The organism is Verrucomicrobium sp. BvORR106, from assembly GCF_000739655.1.
GTDB lineage: Bacteria > Verrucomicrobiota > Verrucomicrobiia > Verrucomicrobiales > Verrucomicrobiaceae > Verrucomicrobium.
The window spans coordinates 40,367-59,079 of the sequence record NZ_BATR01000020.1 but is presented as its reverse complement, the minus strand read 5'-3'; the positions used below and the strand labels follow the sequence as shown (position 1 = coordinate 59,079).

Below are 18,713 nucleotides of genomic sequence, written 5' to 3'. Positions count from 1 at the left end.
GGAGCCGCACCCCAAGGCGGGTCGGACTTCCGATACTCTGCTGTTGTGTGGGTTGCGGTTACAAGGAGGATGTCCATTCCTCGATTCACCGCCGCGAAACGGCCGACGCGGGGGGCGTTTCAGAAGGCTGGGGGAGATGGCGTGCGCGCTGCTGCCAGCGCTGGGCCACCTCGCTTCCCGTGAGCAAGGTTGTGCCCAGCAAGGCATCCAATTTGCGGCCGGAGAGCAGTTCTGCCTGCACCTGGAGAGCATCCAGCGCTTCCGTCATAGGAGAGACATCCCAGAGGGAGAGCACTCCAGATGCGGAGGCAGTGAGGAGCTCAGTGGAACTGCGGTTCCAGTAAACAAGGCCCGCCCCTTGGGGCAGGGGGGGCGAGACCGGTGCTCCGTTCAGGGCATCCCACACGCGTGCAGTGCCATCATCACTGCACGTGGCCACCATACGGCCATCTGGGCTAAAGACGGAGCGGAAGACGTGGCCGCTGTGGGTCATGTTCCTCCCCACCCGGCCTCCCGAGGCGGCGTTCCAGATCCGTGCGGTGTTGTCGGCCCCGCAGGTCACCACAGTCGCTCCGTCCGGGCTGAGGGTTGCGCAAAAGGTGCGCCCTGGAGACAACATCGGGCCGATGGGCTGGAGGGTGACGGCATCCCACACTTGAGCAAAACTCCCATTCCCCAGAGAGGCGGTGAGCCACCGTTTGCCGTCGGACGAGAACGCCAGGTGGTCGATGCGGCGAGGCAGCCGGATCTTCTCACTGGCAGGGCTGCCGCTTCTGACCTCCCAGCACCCCACCTTGTGCTCCGTATCCGCCGCAAGCAGCCGCTCGCCCGTTGCGTCATAGGTGGCCCGGATCAGCGTCCCTGCCTGCTCCAACTGCCGGGCCAAAGGCATGCCCGTGCGCCGGTTCCAAAGTTTGAGCGAACCTTCTTCTCCGAGGCTGAAGAACTCCTCACCCGAGGCGGCAAATTGAACCTGAAGGATCCGTCGGCCGCCATGGCGCAGATCGGGGAGGGCAGGCTTGCCCGTCCGGCTGTCCCAGACCTGAACCATTCCGTTTTCCCCTCCCGTCACGACCCAGTTTTCATCCTGGCTCAGTTCCACGGCCGCGGGGGGCGAGGAGGGCTGAATCAAGGCCGTCAGGTCTCCAGTGGCGCGGTTCCACAGTCGGACCAGGCCATCGGCACCCAGTGAGAGGATCAGCCGCCCGGCGGCACCTTGGGCGGCCGTGACCACCTTGGCGCCATGGTTAGCCGTCACCTTCGCCGGACCCTCCACCGGCGTTCGCCAGAGGCGCAGAGCCCCATCTTCACCACCCGTCAGGACGGAACTGCCGTCTGCGCTGATGCGGGCGTAGGGGCTGCTGGAGGGGTGGCAGATCCATGGCCAGGCCGGGAGACCGGTGTAGCCGTCCCAAATGCGAGCATTCCCATCACCCACCGCAGAGGTGGCGACTCGCCGCCCATCGCCGCTGAAGTGGACTTCCATGACCGCTCCGGAATGCCGCATGGACTCCGTGAGCGGCAGCCCTGAGGCGACATCAAAGACACGCGCATAGGCATCATGACTGGCCACCGCCAGACGGCGGCCTTCCGGGCTGAATGTGCAGTCGAGCAGCTTCCCGCCCGGCCGGGTGGGGGGGCGCATCCTCGAACCCAGGTCCACATCCCAGACATCCAGGGTGCCACTCGTCTTTCCCGAGACTGTGGCCATGCGGGTGCCATCCGGACTCATCGCGATCTGGGCCACGCTGCCTTCCAGGTCATTGGAGCTCAGGATCAGCTTGCCGGAGCGGGCATCCCAGACCTTCAGACTGGAGCCATCAGACCCCGCCAGGCGACGGCCATCATGGCTGAGCCTGAGCAGGGTTAGGGATGGCGCACCTTCCAGCACCGGCCCAACGGCCGCCCGTGGCACGGTGCGGAATACTTGGGGACCACCCGAGACGGTCACGGCCAGCCATTTGCCATCGGGGGTGAGATCCAAAGCGGTCTTGGCAGGGGTCTGGCTCGAGGCGACGGTCGTGGAAGTCAGGATCCCGGTTTGCAGGTCCCATTCACAGAAGAGTCCCTGGCGGGAGATGCCCAACAACGCTCTAGGATCATCGGTGAACCGGATCCAACGAATCCCGCCCGGCGCGGTGAGCGGTGGGCCGGCAGGCTGCTGGGTTTCGCAGGACCAGAGCTGCGCGGTTCCATCCCCTTTGAGCACGGCCACCCGGCTCCCGTCGGGGCTGAATTCACCCGATATCGTTCCTGGCCAGAGCGTCAGCAACTGGGGGCCGCTCTGCATGGCGCAGCGGAACCGCTGTCGGTGCAGGATCTCCTTGGCTGGATCCCCCTTATCGAGACGGAGGGCTTCGAGGTACCACAACAGCGCGCCGAAGGCATCGCCATCCTCCACCATTTCATCGCCGGTCACCACGTCCAGCTGGACCAGCTGGCGGCGAGTCTCGGCCTCCTGGCGGGTGGTTTCCTGGCGGGCTGAGGCCTCAGCGGCCAGCGCCTTTCGGGTGACGGTCTCGGCCCGAGTGGCCCGCAGTGTGAGCCAGATGAGGATGGCGGTCGAGACACCAAGGACCAGAGCCAGTGCGCCGACAAACCGGAGCAGGATGGTGTTGCGCCTGGCAAACCTGGCCACCCGGTAGCGGGCAGTCGGGGCCTTGGCCTGGACGGGCTCCTGTTTGAGGAATCGCTCCAGATCCTCCATCAGCGCGGACACAGAGGGGTAGCGGCGTGCCCTTTCCTTCTCCAGGGCCTTCATCACGATCCAGTCCAGATCTCCGCGGAGCGTGGCCGGGGTGACTCCTTCTTCCTCCCATTCCGTGCCAACCGGAGGGGCAGGACTTTGCGTGCGGGCCGTCTTGTAGGCCTTGTCCAGCTCCTGGCTGGGACGCACTGGGGTTTCATCGCGCACGGCCCGGAGGATCTCCGCCAGATCATTGCCGCTGGCCCGCTCGGCGGCCAGGGGGGTGACCCCCGTCAGCATCTCGTAGAGCAGTACCCCCAGGGAGTACACGTCGCTCCGTGTGTCCACATCCATCCCCGCAGAGAGCGCCTGTTCCGGGCTCATGTATTGCAGGGTGCCCATCACCTGCCCTTGGGCGGTGTAGATGGTTTTTTCAGCCAGCGGCTGCTCCAGAGCCTTGGCGATGCCGAAGTCGATGACCTTGGCCACGGAGATGATGCCTTCGCCCATCACCAGCACGTTGGAAGGCTTGATGTCCCGGTGGATCACCCCTTTTTGGTGGGCATGCTGCACACCGCGGCACGCCTGAATGAAAAGGCGGATCCGCTGCTCCAGCGGCAGGTGGCGGGAGAACTCCGTGATGGGCTTGCCCTTGACCAGCTCCATCACGAAGTAGGGGCAGCCGGAAAACGTCGCCCCTGCATCATAAACTCGGGCGATGTTGGGGTGGTCCATCATCGCCAGCGCCTGCCGTTCCCCTTCGAACCGGGCGACGATATCGCGAGAGGCCATCCGGGGCTTCAACACCTTGAGTGCGACTTCCCGGTGGATGGGTTCCAGTTGGATGGCCCGGTAAACGATGCCGAACCCGCCCTCCCCGAGCAGTTCCTCCAGCTGGTAGCGGTCGATCTTGTCGCCCGGCTCCCACTCCTCCAGGGAGGACAGGGTGCGGGAGCTTTCCTCACTCTGGTCCAGCCAGTTCTTGGCAGGGGAGAGGAGGCAACTCAGGCAAAACGCCCCGGCAGCGGTCGGACCGAGAGGCCGACCACAACTGGCACAGGTGGCTGCTGGGGCTGTTGACTCCACAATTGAATCCGGTTGCTGGAAATCACCCCTGTCCCCATGGCGCGGCCCCCGCCGCTTATCGGCCGGCGAGGCCCAGAAGGTATTCTACCTCGTCGTTGAGAGAGTCGGAGTTGGAAAGCGTGTCGGTGATGTGCTTCAGCAGCAGTTCCCGGTAGCGGCCCCGGAGTCGGTGCACGGCCACTTTCACTGCGCCTTCGCTGATGCCCAGTTCCGTGGCCACTTTGGTGTAGCCGCCCGTTTCGGTGGCACCGCTCAGCAAGTAGGGTTGGAGCGCCAGAAAGGTCTTCTCTTTGCCGCTGGACTCCATCTCATCCTGCAGGCGTTTGATCACGGCAGAGACCAGGGTGGAGACCCACATCCGGTCATAGAGATGCTCGGGAGTCAACTCATCCACCAGCATGGCTTCATAGCGCTGCTCGGCTTCAGCCGCGTCCAGGGAGAACCGCTCCACACCACCCCCGCGCTTCAGACGGTTGCCATCACGCAGCACCCGTCCCACATAGCGCTTCAGCCCGCCCAGAAGAAAGGACCGCAGCCGCCCGCGCTGGGGATCGGCCCGGACGAGACTCTCATCCTGAATCAGGGAAAGGAGGAAACCTTGGATGTAGTCCTCGGCATCGTGCGTGGAGTATCCGCTTCGGCGAAGATAGGCGTACAGGGGGGGCCAGTAGGTCCGGCAGAGCTCCTCCAGCGCGGCGGAGGCATCCAGATCCCCATCTTCACGGGCGTTGGCCACCAGGGACCACCGCGTGGCCGGGAATACCTGTCCTCCCGTATGAACGTTGGCAGAGTCGGTCATGTAGTGGATGGGTACAGATCCAAGTCCAGATAGAGCGGGGGGTAAGCCATAATGCCAGTTACCACCTAAACGTGCAAGGAGCGCGCCAAAGTTTTGCCGCACTGAATATGTATCAGGGCTGCCACATTTTGCGGGTGTTGAATACCCAGATCCAGTTGACCGCCAACAGGAGCCATGCCCACAGCTGTGGCAACCACAAACCCGCAAAGGCCAGGAAAGCGAAGGGGAGGGCGCTGGACCACGCCTGCCAGGCGGATGTTCCGGACGCCAACGGCCCACCGCCGGCGATGAGGGCGGTCACCCGCATGGCAAACCCCACCGAAAAAATGATGCCGAGGCCTTTTTGCCACCATCCCGCGCTGGGCGGAGCCACCAAGAACACCAGGGCCACACTGGCAGAACAAAGAACGATCCCCAACAGTTGCGCGATCGAGGCAGACTTCACGACCGCACAGAAAGGAGCAATCGTGGAAAAAGCAAGTTCTCAGGTGAAGCGGTTGTGACAGAAAGGCGGTGGATCGCCTCGACCTTTTGCCGGATGTCACCGTCTCCCAGAAAATCTGCCTTTTTTCGTAACCAGGGCGGAATGGCGGGCAGATGCATGATGGAAACCCCTCTCCCTCCCCTGCTCGCGGTGGACATGCTCGCTGACCACAACCGCCCTAGATTCTCACGACGCTTCCGGCTCGGAAGCGGGCGCGTCGTCTTCCTTGCGGACGCCAGAAAGGGGCGCCACGTAGGTGAGCAGGTTTCCGGCAACCCATTCGATGCCGTTTTCCACCCGGAGCTGATTGGCGGCGAGGTAGCGCTTGTAGAAAGTCACGATCTGCTCATCGGCCAGACTGTCCTCGGGGCGTCCTTTGAGCGCCTCCACATGACCCTCGATGGTGTGGATGGGGACCCCGCTGCGTTTCACAGACGAGATGAAGCGGACAAAATCCGCAAACGGGCTGCGCAGCCCTTTGCGATCGCCCAGTCGTTCAAAGAGGACAATGAGCAACACCCCGGGCTTGTCCTCCGGCAGCCGGTACACAAACGAAGACTGGCCGATGAAAATCTTCCAGCCGACAGGCGAACCTCCGAAACGGGCTGCCGGTTGGTACAAGGTCGGCTGAGTGCCATGGGCCTCCAGCCACAGGGTGAAATCGTCTTTGGGAAAGAGCGGCATGGCGTGACACTTGGGCAGGACTGCTCCAGTATCCATACGGGACTGTTTCGAGGCAAACTTTGAATTCCATCCATTCATGATTTCACTCTCCGTCAATGATACCACCAAGGCTGCCGCTCTGGATTCGGCCCTGGCTTTTTCCGTGGTGTTCGAAGAGCACCGCCTCCTGGTTTCCCAGTCGGTCTCGTCCGGGTTCAAGGGGCTGGTCAATTCTCTGGATCAGCTCTCTGCCTACTCCCGGACGGTCGAAAGCCTCCAGGCGAGCATGGAGTCCATTGAAACGGCGAGGCAGAAGGCGCTGCTGAATCCCTTCTCCACCACGGGCACGACGGCCAACACCTCGACCGTGACAGCGGTCAACAGCGGGCTCAACACCCAGGCGGCCCCGTATTCCACCACCACGGGCAATGCGGTGACCAGCATCACCACCGCTCTCAATGGCACGACGGCGGGCACGCCGGAGAAAACGGCGGCAGAGGAGGCCAAAGCTGCGGCGGACAAGGCGAAAGCCGCCGTGGACAAAATCCGGGCGGGCAACGCCACCGGTGGCTTTGCCGATGCGGAGCAGGCGCTCACCGACGCCAAGGCCGCCAAGATCAAGGCGGATGCGGCCCTGGTCGATGCCAACAACGTCAAGTCCGCGGCCCAGACTACCTACAACACGGCGCAGTCGGCCCTGACCAGCGCCCAGAGCGCACTGGCAGCGGCACAGGCGGCCAATCCACAAGTCCCTGCCACCATCGCCGCAGCCCAGACGGCGGTGAACACCGCGCAGACCAACTTCAACAATGCCCAAACGGCGTTGAACGCGGCCAACGCCCGCGTCACTGCGGCCACGGCCGTTGTGACCGCTGCTGCGGCTGTGGTGACGGCGGCGCAGGGAGTGGTGGACTTCAAGGCCGAGCCCATCTGCCAGATCAAGCTTACCACCGCCCAGAAGTCCTATGACTTGGGAGATGGCAACACCCTGACCTCATGGGGGACGACCGGCTACATGACGCTGACGGGAGCGGATGGCAAAGGCATCTTGATCCAGCCCGATGGCTCCGTGGATCCCTTGGATGGGGCCGGCAACGGCTGGAAGTTCTCCAACACGAGCACGTTTGTGCTGCCGAACGAGACCAAGATCACCATCACGCCCAGCGCAGCGGGAGCGGTCATCTCGGCGACGAAAGGGCGCAATCACCTCGAACTCACGAACATCAAGGCCGGGTCCACGCCGGACGGCGTGATCACCCAGGATGGCCGCAAGTACGATGCCACAACCAATGACGGGTATCGGATCAACATGGGGGCCACCACGGCGAACTGGACGCTGGGGGCGAACACGCTGGGAGACGCGGGCAGCCGCGAGCAGGTGGCGGCCACGGCTTCCAACAACAAGTTTGTCCTGGATGCCTCCGATGTGGAGGTCCCGTCTGATCTGAAAGCTTTCCTGGATGAGATCGGATTCGATATCAGCCAGTATGACTCCGACGGGGACGGCAAGTTGAACGAGGAGGAGTTCTTCCAGGTGGCGAGCCTCCTGAATACGCTCGTCACGGAGATGCAGACCTCGTTCCAGCAGGTGCTGGTGGAGACGGCCAAGGCCAGTGAGGCGCTGATGGAGTTGAATCAGTTTCTTGAGCAGATTCAAAAGCAGGGATCGGATGACCAGTCCGACAGATCCGAAGCCTCTGCGGCGGAGAAGGATGTGCTGGCCTCGATCCAGAAACGTCTGGAATCCGCCCTCACGAATTTGCAAGCCTTGCAGGGCGGTGGATCTGGCGGGGTGGGCTTCAACGATGCCCAGCAGCTCCTGATCAACCTGGGCAAGGCGGCCCTTGGGCAAAGCTATGAGACGACGGGCACCAGCGCCCTGCCTCAGGTGGCAACGCCCTCGCCCTCCAGCACTCAAACCGATGAAACAACTCCCTCGGTCGATCCTGTCACCCAGGCCATGCGCCGGGCGAGCCTGCTCATCGGCGGATTGAAGATCGATGAAAGCCTTTTCCCCTCAGCGCCGGCCTCCCTCCCCGCGCTGAATGCAGAGGATGTGGACCTGCTGGCCACGCTGGCATCACTCGGACTGCCGATCAGCGGCGTGGATACCGAGGCACTGCTCACTCTGGTGGGCAAGCTGAAGGCAGAGCTGGCAGCGGGCGGTTTGGCCACCCTCAACGGGGAAGGCCTGCAGTTGTTGGAGTCGGTGAAAGCCAGCCTCGCGGATGTCGGGTTGATCGGGCTGACCGAGGAGAATTCCCAGTTCCTCAGCGATCTGGCGGCGCAGCTCCGGGGCCTGGGCATCGGGCTGGGGGACACCTTTGAACTGGAAGAGCTGTTAGGACGCCTGCGGAGTGGGCCGGAGATCTCGGAAAACAGCTCTGCCGGCACCGGACTCTCGACGGATGTGCGCAAGCTGACCGTGGCGGACGCGCAGCGTCTCGCCGCGATTCTCGGGCGTCTGCAAAACCGCGAGCTGGGCCTTTCCTCCGATGACCTCCGGCGGATCGAGACGCTTCAGCGTCTTCTTCTGAATGAGCTCCAGACGGAATCCAGCCCGGCGGCGGGCGGAGGAGAGTTTGGGGGTCGCGTGCTCACCCGTGCTGACATCCAGCTGTTTGAAGAATTGATGTTCAAGCTGCGGGGCGAGGATCCCGACGTGGTGCCGACGCCGTCCTCTTCGTCACCTTCTGTCGGAGGCAATCCCTTCCTGCAGAACCTGGATCTGCTGAAGACCATCGCGGGCAACTTCGAGACCGATCCCAAACTGCTGGAGACGTTGAAAGAGAACGTCAGCAAGTCGATCAAGACCTACACCGAACATCTCAACCGTGCGCGTGGCCTCTTTGTTGAAGCGCAGGAGAACGTTCAGGAGTTTGTGAAGATCGTCGCTGAGGATGACTCGCTGAAGGAGATCGTTCAGGACGACCGCCTCTCCGATGAGCAGCAGGAAGGTTTTGCCGACAAAATGCGTGACCTGCATCAGAAGTGGGGCATGGATTGGGGTTCCGATGCCAGTACTCCTACCGAGGAAGGCAAGCTGGTGACCCGCATGGCCCAGTCTGGCATGATGATCTGAACCCGAGGAAACAACCCCACCCACCACCCCTCCAAGTCATATGACGCCCGACGACCCACCTGCCACCGCAGAAGATCTTGCCGACCTGGCAAGACTGAGAGAGCAGACCGCCGCCCTGGTGGAGCAGATGGACGTCCTCCTGGCGGCTGGCACCATGGCCAACGCTGTTGCGGACGATCTCTACGAAGGTCTTGGTGTCAGGCCCGGAGTTGGCAAGCGCGTGCTGCTCGGCAACGGCATCCCTCCTGACGACCAGTACATTTACAGCACGTTTTTGACGGAGTTCGAGAACATCGAAGACACCGTCCGCAATTTTGAAAAACGAGTCAACGCACCGGTGACCCAAGCCGCTGGCCCCCGGGCCGTCGGCAGCCGCTATCGCATCTGACCGTCCGCGTTGCCACTTCAATCCAGAAATCCCACCCCAGCCCCCCCAAGATCATGGCTTACAGCACCTCCGCCTTCACAGATCTCACGCTGCACAATTTTTACATCAATGCCAATTCCGACGTAACGGCACTGCGCACGGAACTGACCAATGCTGTGGCGAAGTTCACGGCCGCGGGAATGCCCAGCCCGGAGGACATGTTGGAGGCCATTGATGCCCGCATCTCCAAGTTTGAAAAGGCGATTGTGGATGACCAGCCCGCCACCGTCGATCCGAACAAACCCTATGATCGGAACGCCCTGATCCGGGAGTTTCTTGAAGAAGTCTATTCCGTCATTCTCTATTGCCGGAACGGGGTCGTAGGTGCCGGCACCACTGCGGACCCTTACCACGAGAACAACAAGTACACCAACACGGTGCCGGACCCGGATGTCGCCCACAACCCCACTTTCGCCCTTCAGGGGATTTTTGCCGACAACGACACGGGATTCACGGGGCAATCCGAGGCCAATGCGGAGCAGAAGATCCTGAAGTTCTACTACGAGCTGATCACCCAGACGTTTGCGAAAGGGGACGCGCTGAAGACCAGGGCGAATCCGGACAACGTCTGGACTGTAGTGACCATTTCGCCGTACACGTCTCCGACAAATAACATGGTCTACGACCGGATCACGTCTGAATACATCGGCAAAGATTCCAATGGGGAAAACATCTACAAGACCTATCTGGTCCAGCAGGGGATAGATCTTTCTGTGGTGCAGAAGAGAGAGGTCAAGAATCAGGCAGGAATTGTGACGGACTTTGAGTTTATCTTCAAGGAAGGCGTCATTTTTGACGGGTCTGGCGGGGTGACGGCCCCAACCTTGCAAGAGGTTCAGATCATCACCGGCATCGATTCCAATGGTGCGAAGTACTACTATTATCAGGAGGGCGACGTCAAAACCGTCTCCAACTTCAAAGCTCTCTCCCCGACTGAGTACCTCTACTATTGGAACGAAGCCCGCATCCAGGTGCTCAAGGCCAAGCTCGCCTACAAGCAGGCCCTGGTGGAAGAGGTGCAGGAGGATCTGCGGCAAGCCAATGCCGCCTTGGCTGAACTGGAGAAGGTGGCGAACATCCGCAACCTGGACAAGGACGGCAACTACACCGGGGACCTGAGCGCTGAGACCATCCAGATGATGCTGTTCAACTCCCGGGCCAGCCTTCGCGGGGACTCTCTCTTTGACCGCGATGGCAATGACTATCTCCAAAACTGGGGCACGTGGCAGGAGTGCCGGATTAACCTCAAAAACTATATCGACCGCAAGTCCGCCCAGTCTCAGGACATGATGCTGGACTACCAGCAGGTCCTGAACCGCTACAACAGCGCCCTGGAGGTGCTGAGCAAGCTCCAGGAAAAACTGGACGGCTTGCTCAAGTCACAACTTCGCAACTTGTAATGTAACCCTCAAGGCCCCAAGGCCAGATTGTTTTTAGAAGACCCAACCACTTCAACCGAGCCAGCCAAATGAGCAACGCAACCACCGACTTTGACGACATCGAAATTCCAGACGCACCCATGCCGACCGGTCTGCCCTACGAGACCGCTGAGGAGTGGGAGGAGATGTTGACGAATTTTGGTGCCAACGGCCGGACCATGAGGGACTTCACCAATCTCACCCCTGAGAGCATGGAAGTCTTTTACATGGTGGCCTACAATCAGTACAACGCCGGCCAGTACGAGGAATCCTCCAAGGTGTTCCAGCTTCTGGCTGCTCTGGACCACTTCGACAAGCGCTATTGGATGGGTCTGGGTTCCAGCCGGGCGATGGAAGGAAATCACAAGGACGCCATCAAGGCCTTTGGATACCTGGGGTTCCTTGACGTTTCCGACCCTGTTCCTTCATTCCACTGCGCCCGGTCGTTTATCGCGACCGGCAAGATCAAGGAGGCGGAGGCGGCGCTGCGCGCCACCATCGCAAACTCCGAGGGCAAGGCGGAACACGCCGAGATCAAACAGCAGGCCGAGCACACTCTTGAACTGCTGCAGCAGGGGAACAAAGAGATCACCACCGCACCTTCTGAGTCATGAATATCTCCAACAATCCCAACATTCCGTTCATCAATCCCCAGGAACTTCTGGGTGGGGCGGACCTCAATGACATCAAGAAGGCTGCCAAGGACTCGGTGCTGAAGGCGCTGGAGATGCTTGGCACCGTCATTGCCGGCGTCGGCACCAAGGAGGGGGCTCCGGGGCTTGAGGCACCCAAGGCGACGCTCATGCAAAAGGTCACCGATCTGACGCTGAGAATTGCCCTGCTCCAGCAGGCCTTGGATGAACTCCAGACCCAGGTTTCCAGGACCGTTATCGACGGTCGCATGAAGGAGGTGGACCAGGCCCACAAGGAACAACTCCAGAACCTTGAGACACAGCTCAAGGAGATGAAGGAGGCGGTCGAGAAGCAGCAGGAGGCCAACAAAAAAGGCAATGTCTTCCAGGCGATCGCAAGCTGGGTGATGGCGGCTGTGGATATTATCTCTGCCGTCTTCAGCATCGTGGCCGCTGCCGCCAACTTTGTGGCGGGCAACTGGGCGGGTACGGTGGGCATGATTGCGGCTGCTGGGGCGCAGCTCTGTTCTGCAGGGTGTAACATTGCTCTGGCCATTGACGCCACGGACAAAGCCATGGGCGGGGACGGCGTGCTGAGTGAAGCTCAGAAGCAAGCCATCAACGGTGTCATGATCGGGTGCGCCGTGGTGGCTGGCATCGGCGGCCTCATTGGCGGCCTGGGCGGCATCACCATGGGCCTGAAGGAAGGCATGAAGGCAGCCCTCAAGGAAATCGGCAAGTCCGGCGTCCATCAGAGCATTGCTCAGACGCTGAAGGCTGCCTCCATCATGGCCAAGCAGGCTATGACGACCGCCATGCAAAACCTGGCCAACCCCCTCATCAGCAAGCTGGGCGGCACCATTGGCAAGCAGATGCTGGAAAACAGCATGAAGGAAATGGTGAAGAGCAGCATGAAGGAAATGGCCAAACAAGGCATCGAGGGCATGACCGAGGCCGTGGTCAAGGAAGCTCTCAAGGCGACCTACAAGGCCTGTGTGCAGGCGTTCCAAGCCACTGCGACCTGGGCCATTCACATGGCCGCCACGCAGGGGTTGGTCAAAGGGATCACCAAGATCACTGAAGGCGTCGTCAAGCTGGAGATTCAGGATCTGATGCAGCAGGCGGCCGATGCCATGAAAGAAGCTGAGCTGGCGGAAGCAGCAGCCAAGGCCCTGGAGGCCATGATCACGCTGCTCAAGAAGACGATCGAGGACCTGCAGGCCCAGCTCGAAGAGATGCTCAACGCTGCGATGGACACCATGTCCATCCTTTTCCAGGCCATCGATGACAGTGCGCAAACGATGACCCAACTCCACCAGACTCAGGCGGCCTGATTCGGAACCCAAGACCCCTAACCTGCCCAGATCATGAGTGTCAGCATTACCAGCACCAACTCCCACGTCTCCAGCACCTCGTTCAACCCGCAGCTTGATATCAACGATCCGTCGCCCACCAAAAAGGGTGACGAGTCGCTGACCGTGAGCTTTACCGTCGGCAAGGAAAATGGGGCATTGGGCGAAGGTTTCCGCATCACCCTGGAGCTCCCTCTGACGGGGGAGATCCCGATCAATGAGCTGGAGCAGGCTTGCAAGGATCTGGGTATGACCCCCTTGGAACTCTATGCTGCCCTTGGCGGCCTGTTCCAGGCGGGGAAAATGGCCAGCCATGTGGGGGATCTTGTCTCCCGGCTGGGTGTGGATGGAGCAGAGGCAAACATCGGGGCGGTGGCCAATCTGTTTGACCATGTGGCAGAGGCGGCGGACACCGCCGCCAAAAGCCTCTATGCGATCATCGAAGGCGGCAATTATCCTGACTTCACCGATTTCTTGAAGCTGATGCTTCAAACGGCGATGGAGTTGCGGGAGTTTGCCTCCGAAGCAAAGACCAACGCCCTCAATGGTGAGTACGATCTCATGATGACGCAGGCCAGCAACATGCGGGACATTGCCCAGAAGAATTACGATGCGGCGTTGAAGCAGATTGCTGCGGAGAAACAGCAGGCGATCTTTAGCATCGTGGGTGGTTGCCTCAGCTTCATCGGGGCGATTGGCGGCTTCGCCGTTGGCCCGGCGGCCAGCCAGGCGGGCAGCAGCCTGAGCCAGATTCTGGAAGGGGCTGGCAACATTCACACGGAACAACTGAAGCTGGACGGTGCTCTGCTGAAAAAGCAGGCCGAGCTTCTGGAAGCCGCAAACAAGGCTCTCGATGGAGAGTGCAAAAAGCTCCAGAACCAGCAGTCCATTGCCGAAGAACTGAGGGACATTGCCAAGTCTCTCCAAGACATGGTGCTGAAGCTCTACCAGGATTTCATGAACGCCCAGATGCAGGTGTTGCAACACTCCAACATCTAAGGGGTTACCTGCTCTGATTTAGTTCACATCCTGACTTCGGACCATGAACGTCAATGCCGACATCCGGGGGCTCGTCGGAGCCTTCTCCTCCAAACAGGGAGCTTCCGAGTCCGTCTCCGAAGGCATGCGGCAGGAAGGTTTGTTCCGGGGTCAGGAAGTGGTGCAGCAGGATGCCACCTCTGCCCTGGCCGACGCGGCGGAGGAGATGAGTTTTGCCGCCGCCGAGAAGGTGGAGAAAAAACTGTCGGAGCGCAAAGCCGGCTCGAAAGAGGCGATGAAGCTCACGACGACGGACTTGGCAGACAAGTACGTCAACATGATGAGCCAGTCCGGCTCGTCACACAAGTTGCACGAGTTCCTGGACTCCCTGAAAAAGATGGGGGGCCGGGCCACGGAGGAGCAGATCCGCCAGATGGCCAAGGAGCACTTTGGCGATGTCAGTGAACAATACGCCGCGCTTTCCTTTGCCGAAGAGGCGCTTGAAGCCGAGGGCGTAGAGGATGAGCTGCGCGCCAAGATCGGCAACGTCAAAGCTGCCCTCATGAAGGAGGCGGGACCGGCCATCCGAGCGGGTCTGAACATCGCGGCGGATGTCATGTCCTTCGCCAAGCAGGGGCTGGAACAGGTGGAGCGACTGCGCGATCTCTACCGCTATGCCGTGCTGGGGCGCGACACCGCATCCTCCATGTACCAGTCCATCATGCAGCGCTATGGTGAAAAGCGGTTTGACCAGGCGATGGAATTCCTGATCCGGGCCGCTGCCAGTGATTTGGATTCACACGGGATGGGACCCTCCATGGAGCGGGCGCACCTCGAAACGGCCGTCAACAACGTCAATCACGTGCAGCATCTCGGTAATCTCTACCGGACCATGTCGGACCTGCTGGATCGGGTACGCAACCCCATGCCTTTCCGATTTGGCTATGCCCGATGAGACCTATACGGCGCACGACTTAATGCGGGAAATCTTGGAGATGACCACCCAGCGATGGGTGGATCCCGCGCGCATCAGCCAGATCGCCACCCGGGTGGGACTGAAGAAACCCGAGATCCGGATCTTTTTTGTCACCCAGTTGCGAGAGAAAGTAAGACAGATTCCCTTGAAACTATTCCCAACCCCGGATATCCGGGAGAAAATGCTCGATGCGATGCAACAGGCTCTGGATGCCGAAATCGCCAAGGAGGAGGCCTCTTAACCCAAGATGACTCCCATAGACCAAACCGTGTCTGAGTTCGGCCAGAGCATGGGCATGGCGCATCTGCAACCCAATGAACATGGGGCGGTGATTCTGGATATCAGTGGCATTGGCACCTTGTCGATTGAGCTGGTGGGTGATCGCCAGGAGATCGTGGCCATCAGCCTGTCCCGCAAGATCGAACCACCGGATGCCGCCGCCTGCCAGACGGCTCTGGAAATGACCCACCCCCGGCAACCGGGAAGCTGGCCTGTGCGTGCTGCCCTTGCTGGTGGACGCGGGGTGCTGGTTTTCTCTGCGAGAATGGAGACTTACGAATTTAACCTTCCAGCCTTGCACGAGGCCATCGGTCAGCTGGAGGCCCTGCAAGACGCTTTGTCCACAGTGGTGCGGCCCGCTTGATCATCGCCGTCACGGTCTGACTGACTTCCGTTTTCATGCCCCGCCTCCTTCCAGAATCCTTTCAAACCAAGCTGGGTCTCGCCTCCATCGAGATCGCAGACCAGCAGGTGGCACCGTTGCTGCCGGAGGATTCCCGCCTGCAACCCATCGATGCCTCCGTGGAGGCGAAGATGGAGGCTATTCTTCAGGCCAACACCTTCGAGCGCGTCATGCTCGATGCGATTCGCCCCCGGGTGGAGGATCAGTCCATGCTGCGTCCTGGCGTGTTTCATCTCATGCGGGAAGAAATTCTGAAGGCGCTGGTGACGGCTCTTCAAGACACGGCAGATCCCCAGCAGCAGGAGGAGATTCAAGGGGTCATCGGCCTCTTGAGCGGCCTCGGCGCAGACCATGAGCTGGGCGAACAGTACCGCTATGCCCTGCTGAAAGGGTAAGCCTGAACTCCGGTGGAAAGTTGGCGGGATTTTCCTGTAACTGATCCGGCCCTTCAGGCAGATGCAAACCGACCATTACTTTCGTTGACTCCCAACACCCACCAGCCCCCCATCCGAATGAACGGAGAGCCCCCCGGCGCTCCGTTGGGGAAATCTGCGCGAGTGGGGCAATGGACGCTCACTCCAGCCCAGCGGGACTGGATGATGCTGCAGGCGTATCTCCATCTGGAGCAGCACAAACCGGCTGCGGCCTGCGCGATGCTGCGGCTCCTGTTTCGCCTGTTCCCGGACGACGTGGAGGTCCAGCGGTGCCTGGCCTTGGGCGAGTTGATGAATGGCCGACCCGTGGACGCCGCCAGGGTGGCCACGCGCGCCCTGCAAAAAAGTTCCAATGACCTCCGCATGCCGGTGGGGCTGGTGTTTGCCAAGGCTCTCTGGGAGCAGGGTAAACACGAAGCTGCGCGCGAGTTCCTTACCAGCCTTCTCACCACTACAACAGACTGACCTGACACGATCGCATGGCCGGAAAAATGCTTCAGCTCCAAGGCGCGATCCTTCGCGGTTCCCGCTATTACGACGTGCTGCTTGCAGTCGTGGTGGTGGCCATCCTGTCCCTGATGATCCTGCCGGTGCCACCGGCCGTGCTGGATCTGCTGCTCGCCATCAACCTGGCGATCTCCATGCTGCTCCTCATGCTCTCCATGTATGTGCCGGGCATCCTGGAGTTCTCGACGTTTCCGTCGCTGTTGCTCATCACGACCCTCTTTCGATTATCGCTCAACATCACGACCACCCGTCTGATCTTGTTGCACGCCCACGCCGGGGAGATCGTGTACACCTTCGGGAACTTCGTGGTCGGCGGCAACTTCGTCGTCGGGGTCGTGATCTTCCTCATCATCACGTTGATTCAGTTCATCGTGATCACCAAAGGGGCGGAACGTGTCGCGGAAGTGGGCGCCCGATTCACCCTGGACGCCATGCCGGGCAAGCAGATGGCCATTGACGCCGACTTGCGTGCCGGAGCCATCACCCAGGAGGAGGCCACTGCCCGACGACACAAGGTGGAGAAAGAAAACCAGCTCCACGGTGCCATGGACGGTGCCATGAAGTTCGTGAAGGGGGACGCCATTGCCGGCCTCATCATTACGGCCATCAATATCACCGCCGGGATCTGTATCGGCGTGATGCAGAAAGGCTGGGACATTGGCAAAGCCGTCACCACCTACTCCATCCTCACCATTGGTGACGGTCTGGTCTCGCAGATTCCGGCGCTGCTCATCTCCATCACCGCGGGCATGATCGTGACCCGCGTGTCGGCTTCAGAAGACGGAGGTGCTCTCGGGAGTGACGTGGGCAACCAGCTTCTTTCCCAGCCCAAGGCGCTCATGATCGCGGCCGGTTTCATGGTGGGTTTTGCGATGATTCCCGGATTTCCCAAGATTCCGTTCCTGATCCTGGCCGTGGTGGCCGGGGTGGGTGGCTTTGCGTTGAGCCGCAAACTGGCTCCCGAGTCGGTGCTGGCCACGCAGGACAAACGTGACCTGCCCGCCATGGCCGCTACGGGGGCCAAGCCACAGGTCAAAAAGAAAGATTCAAATGATGAGTTCTCCATCACCGTGCCGCTCCTGATGGACGTCTCTGCGGCCAGCCAGAATGCCATCGATGCGGCATCGATGAACGATGAGCTGATCCGGGTGCGACAGGCGTTGTACCACGACCTGGGCGTGCCGTTCCCGGGGATTCACCTGCGTTTCAACGAGTCGCTGCCAGCAGGGGCCTACAAGATTATGCTCCATGAGGTGCCGATTGCCGAGGGGAGCTTCAAGGCCGGGCACGTTCTGGCGAGGGAGAAGGCGGAGTCGCTCAAGATGCTGAACATCCCGTTTGTGGAGGAGAAGTCCTTCCTGAAAGGCCTGCCACCGCTGTGGGTTCCGATTGATCGCAAGGGGGACCTGGACAAAACCAACGTACCGTATCTTGCCCCCACCCAGGTGCTAACCTACCACCTCTCAGTCATCCTCAAGCGGTATGCCGCAGACTTTGTGGGACTGCAGGAAACGAAATACCTTCTGGAAAAAATGGAGGGGCAGTTTGCCGAGGTGGTGCGGGAAGTGCAGCGTGTCCTCCCGGTGCAAAAGATCACCGAGGTCTTCCAGCGGCTGGTGCAGGAGGAGATTTCCATCCGCAACCTGCGCACCATCCTGCAGTCATTGATTGAGTGGGGCCAGAAGGAGAAGGAGGCCGTGCTGCTGACCGAGTACGTGCGTTCCAGCTTGCGCCGCTACATCAGTTACAAGTTCAGCCGCGGGCAGAACCTCCTGGCGGTGTATCTGCTGGAGCCGAGCCTGGAGGAGAGCATTCGCAAGGCAGTGCGCCAGACCTCCGCAGGGGCCTATCTCGCCCTCGACCCCAGCACCGTCAAAGCGCTCCTCCAATCGGTGCGCAAGCAGGTCGGCAATATCTGGGAGAGCAACCAGCGGCCGGTGCTGCTCACCTCCCTGGATGTCCGCCGGTACACCCGGAAGCTTATCGAACAAGAATTTTACGAACTTCCCGTTCTCTCCCACCAGGAACTCACCGAAGAGATCACCATCCAGCCGTTGGGACGCATTGCGGCCTGATCGACTACTGAACCATGACTGATTCGCTCTCAGAAACTGTGGACGCCGTCTGTGAAGAGGTGGGGCTGAGCCGCCCTGCTCCAGACGGTGCGGGCAACTTCGCCTTTGAGGTGGATGGCGTGCCGCTGCGTCTCTCCCGGATTCAGGATGGAAAAATCGTTTTCGCTGGGATCATTGGTTTGGCGGATGATTTGGCACAGATCAGGCGGCAGCCGCTCGGGGTCTTGCTTTCGGATTGTCTGGTTCTTTCGGGAGCCCGCTTCAGCAAGCTGGCCACCGCGGAATCCCTCTGTTTCGAGCCGGGCACCCGTGAACTGTTCCTCTGGCGGCGCTTTGACGGCGAACTTCGATCCGTTTCCGACGGGCTGGCCGCCATCGAATCGCTTTTGAATGAAACCAGCTTCTGGCGGCAATGGCTGGGTGCCAACTAAC

At 60.7% G+C, this 18,713-nt stretch carries 17 protein-coding genes; 13 read left to right on the top strand and 4 right to left on the bottom strand.

The genetic code is table 11. From position 1 onward, the window contains the following. Positions 1–85: 85 nt before the first annotated feature. The 4 genes from BV106_RS35000 to BV106_RS03710 form a co-directional block, all read right to left on the bottom strand. The gene (locus tag BV106_RS35000) at positions 86–3,772 is read right to left on the bottom strand and encodes a WD40 repeat domain-containing serine/threonine protein kinase (protein ID WP_051944971.1); all 3,687 of its coding nucleotides are present in this window, start codon (positions 3,770–3,772) and stop codon (positions 86–88) included. Positions 3,773–3,827: 55 nt separating this feature from the next. Beyond that, positions 3,828–4,571 (bottom strand): sigma-70 family RNA polymerase sigma factor, encoded by a 744-nt coding sequence (locus BV106_RS03720; RefSeq protein ID WP_051944968.1) that lies wholly within the window; start codon positions 4,569–4,571, stop codon positions 3,828–3,830. Between the two features lie 112 nt (positions 4,572–4,683). Continuing rightward, a complete protein-coding gene (locus BV106_RS03715) occupies positions 4,684–5,016 on the bottom strand; it encodes a hypothetical protein (RefSeq protein ID WP_038160663.1) in 333 nt (110 codons plus the stop codon). A 225-nt stretch (positions 5,017–5,241) separates the two neighbouring features. Beyond that, positions 5,242–5,739 carry a hypothetical protein gene (locus tag BV106_RS03710; protein WP_265595305.1) on the bottom strand — a complete coding sequence of 166 codons (498 nt, stop codon included), beginning with the start codon at positions 5,737–5,739 and terminating at the stop codon, positions 5,242–5,244. Between the two features lie 76 nt (positions 5,740–5,815). Here BV106_RS03710 and BV106_RS03705 point away from each other — a divergent pair, with 76 nt between their 5' ends. The 13 genes from BV106_RS03705 (at position 5,816) to BV106_RS03645 (ending at position 18,712) form a co-directional block, all read left to right on the top strand. Beyond that, entirely contained in the window at positions 5,816–8,800 is a 2,985-nt protein-coding gene (locus tag BV106_RS03705; protein WP_038160658.1) for a hypothetical protein, read from the top strand. 40 nt (positions 8,801–8,840) lie between these two features. Next, complete coding sequence (locus BV106_RS03700; protein ID WP_038160656.1) at positions 8,841–9,188, top strand: hypothetical protein; 348 nt, start codon at positions 8,841–8,843, stop codon at positions 9,186–9,188. A gap of 53 nt (positions 9,189–9,241) precedes the next feature. Then, the gene (locus tag BV106_RS03695) at positions 9,242–10,627 is read left to right on the top strand and encodes a hypothetical protein (protein ID WP_038160652.1); all 1,386 of its coding nucleotides are present in this window, start codon (positions 9,242–9,244) and stop codon (positions 10,625–10,627) included. A gap of 68 nt (positions 10,628–10,695) precedes the next feature. Then, positions 10,696–11,259, top strand: a complete 564-nt coding sequence (locus BV106_RS03690; protein WP_038160649.1) for a SycD/LcrH family type III secretion system chaperone — start codon at positions 10,696–10,698, stop codon at positions 11,257–11,259. Further along, the gene (sctE, locus tag BV106_RS03685; protein WP_038160646.1) at positions 11,256–12,611 is read left to right on the top strand and encodes a type III secretion system translocon subunit SctE; all 1,356 of its coding nucleotides are present in this window, start codon (positions 11,256–11,258) and stop codon (positions 12,609–12,611) included. The genes BV106_RS03690 and sctE overlap by 4 nt, the downstream gene beginning before the upstream one ends. A gap of 33 nt (positions 12,612–12,644) precedes the next feature. Further along, positions 12,645–13,628: a hypothetical protein gene (locus tag BV106_RS03680; protein ID WP_038160643.1), complete on the top strand. Its 984-nt coding sequence runs from the start codon at positions 12,645–12,647 to the stop codon at positions 13,626–13,628. Positions 13,629–13,671: 43 nt separating this feature from the next. Further along, positions 13,672–14,562: a type III secretion system gatekeeper subunit SctW gene (gene sctW, locus BV106_RS03675; RefSeq protein WP_038160641.1), complete on the top strand. Its 891-nt coding sequence runs from the start codon at positions 13,672–13,674 to the stop codon at positions 14,560–14,562. Beyond that, the gene (locus tag BV106_RS03670; protein ID WP_038160638.1) at positions 14,552–14,824 is read left to right on the top strand and encodes a TyeA family type III secretion system gatekeeper subunit; all 273 of its coding nucleotides are present in this window, start codon (positions 14,552–14,554) and stop codon (positions 14,822–14,824) included. Before sctW ends, BV106_RS03670 begins: the two co-directional genes overlap by 11 nt. Positions 14,825–14,830: 6 nt before the next feature. Beyond that, entirely contained in the window at positions 14,831–15,226 is a 396-nt protein-coding gene (locus BV106_RS03665; protein WP_038160636.1) for a CesT family type III secretion system chaperone, read from the top strand. 35 nt (positions 15,227–15,261) lie between these two features. Beyond that, the gene (locus BV106_RS03660) at positions 15,262–15,660 is read left to right on the top strand and encodes a hypothetical protein (protein WP_038160633.1); all 399 of its coding nucleotides are present in this window, start codon (positions 15,262–15,264) and stop codon (positions 15,658–15,660) included. Positions 15,661–15,777: 117 nt separating this feature from the next. After that, a complete protein-coding gene (locus BV106_RS03655; RefSeq protein WP_265595304.1) occupies positions 15,778–16,164 on the top strand; it encodes a tetratricopeptide repeat protein in 387 nt (128 codons plus the stop codon). Positions 16,165–16,190: 26 nt separating this feature from the next. Beyond that, positions 16,191–18,281 carry a type III secretion system export apparatus subunit SctV gene (gene sctV, locus BV106_RS03650; RefSeq protein WP_304945253.1) on the top strand — a complete coding sequence of 697 codons (2,091 nt, stop codon included), beginning with the start codon at positions 16,191–16,193 and terminating at the stop codon, positions 18,279–18,281. Positions 18,282–18,295: 14 nt separating this feature from the next. After that, positions 18,296–18,712, top strand: a complete 417-nt coding sequence (locus tag BV106_RS03645) for a type III secretion system chaperone (RefSeq protein ID WP_038160626.1) — start codon at positions 18,296–18,298, stop codon at positions 18,710–18,712. The last annotated feature ends 1 nt before the right edge of the window (position 18,713 follow it).

Coding starts and splice junctions, on each gene's coding strand:
- BV106_RS03720 (WP_051944968.1), bottom strand. CDS start 4,571: ATGACCGACTCTGCCAACGTTCATACGGGAGGACAGGTATTCCCGGCC.
- BV106_RS03710 (WP_265595305.1), bottom strand. CDS start 5,739: ATGCCGCTCTTTCCCAAAGACGATTTCACCCTGTGGCTGGAGGCCCAT.
- BV106_RS03705 (WP_038160658.1), top strand. CDS start 5,816: ATGATTTCACTCTCCGTCAATGATACCACCAAGGCTGCCGCTCTGGAT.
- BV106_RS03700 (WP_038160656.1), top strand. CDS start 8,841: ATGACGCCCGACGACCCACCTGCCACCGCAGAAGATCTTGCCGACCTG.
- BV106_RS03695 (WP_038160652.1), top strand. CDS start 9,242: ATGGCTTACAGCACCTCCGCCTTCACAGATCTCACGCTGCACAATTTT.
- BV106_RS03690 (WP_038160649.1), top strand. CDS start 10,696: ATGAGCAACGCAACCACCGACTTTGACGACATCGAAATTCCAGACGCA.
- sctE (WP_038160646.1), top strand. CDS start 11,256: ATGAATATCTCCAACAATCCCAACATTCCGTTCATCAATCCCCAGGAA.
- BV106_RS03680 (WP_038160643.1), top strand. CDS start 12,645: ATGAGTGTCAGCATTACCAGCACCAACTCCCACGTCTCCAGCACCTCG.
- sctW (WP_038160641.1), top strand. CDS start 13,672: ATGAACGTCAATGCCGACATCCGGGGGCTCGTCGGAGCCTTCTCCTCC.
- BV106_RS03670 (WP_038160638.1), top strand. CDS start 14,552: ATGCCCGATGAGACCTATACGGCGCACGACTTAATGCGGGAAATCTTG.
- BV106_RS03665 (WP_038160636.1), top strand. CDS start 14,831: ATGACTCCCATAGACCAAACCGTGTCTGAGTTCGGCCAGAGCATGGGC.
- BV106_RS03660 (WP_038160633.1), top strand. CDS start 15,262: ATGCCCCGCCTCCTTCCAGAATCCTTTCAAACCAAGCTGGGTCTCGCC.
- BV106_RS03655 (WP_265595304.1), top strand. CDS start 15,778: ATGAACGGAGAGCCCCCCGGCGCTCCGTTGGGGAAATCTGCGCGAGTG.
- sctV (WP_304945253.1), top strand. CDS start 16,191: ATGCTTCAGCTCCAAGGCGCGATCCTTCGCGGTTCCCGCTATTACGAC.
- BV106_RS03645 (WP_038160626.1), top strand. CDS start 18,296: ATGACTGATTCGCTCTCAGAAACTGTGGACGCCGTCTGTGAAGAGGTG.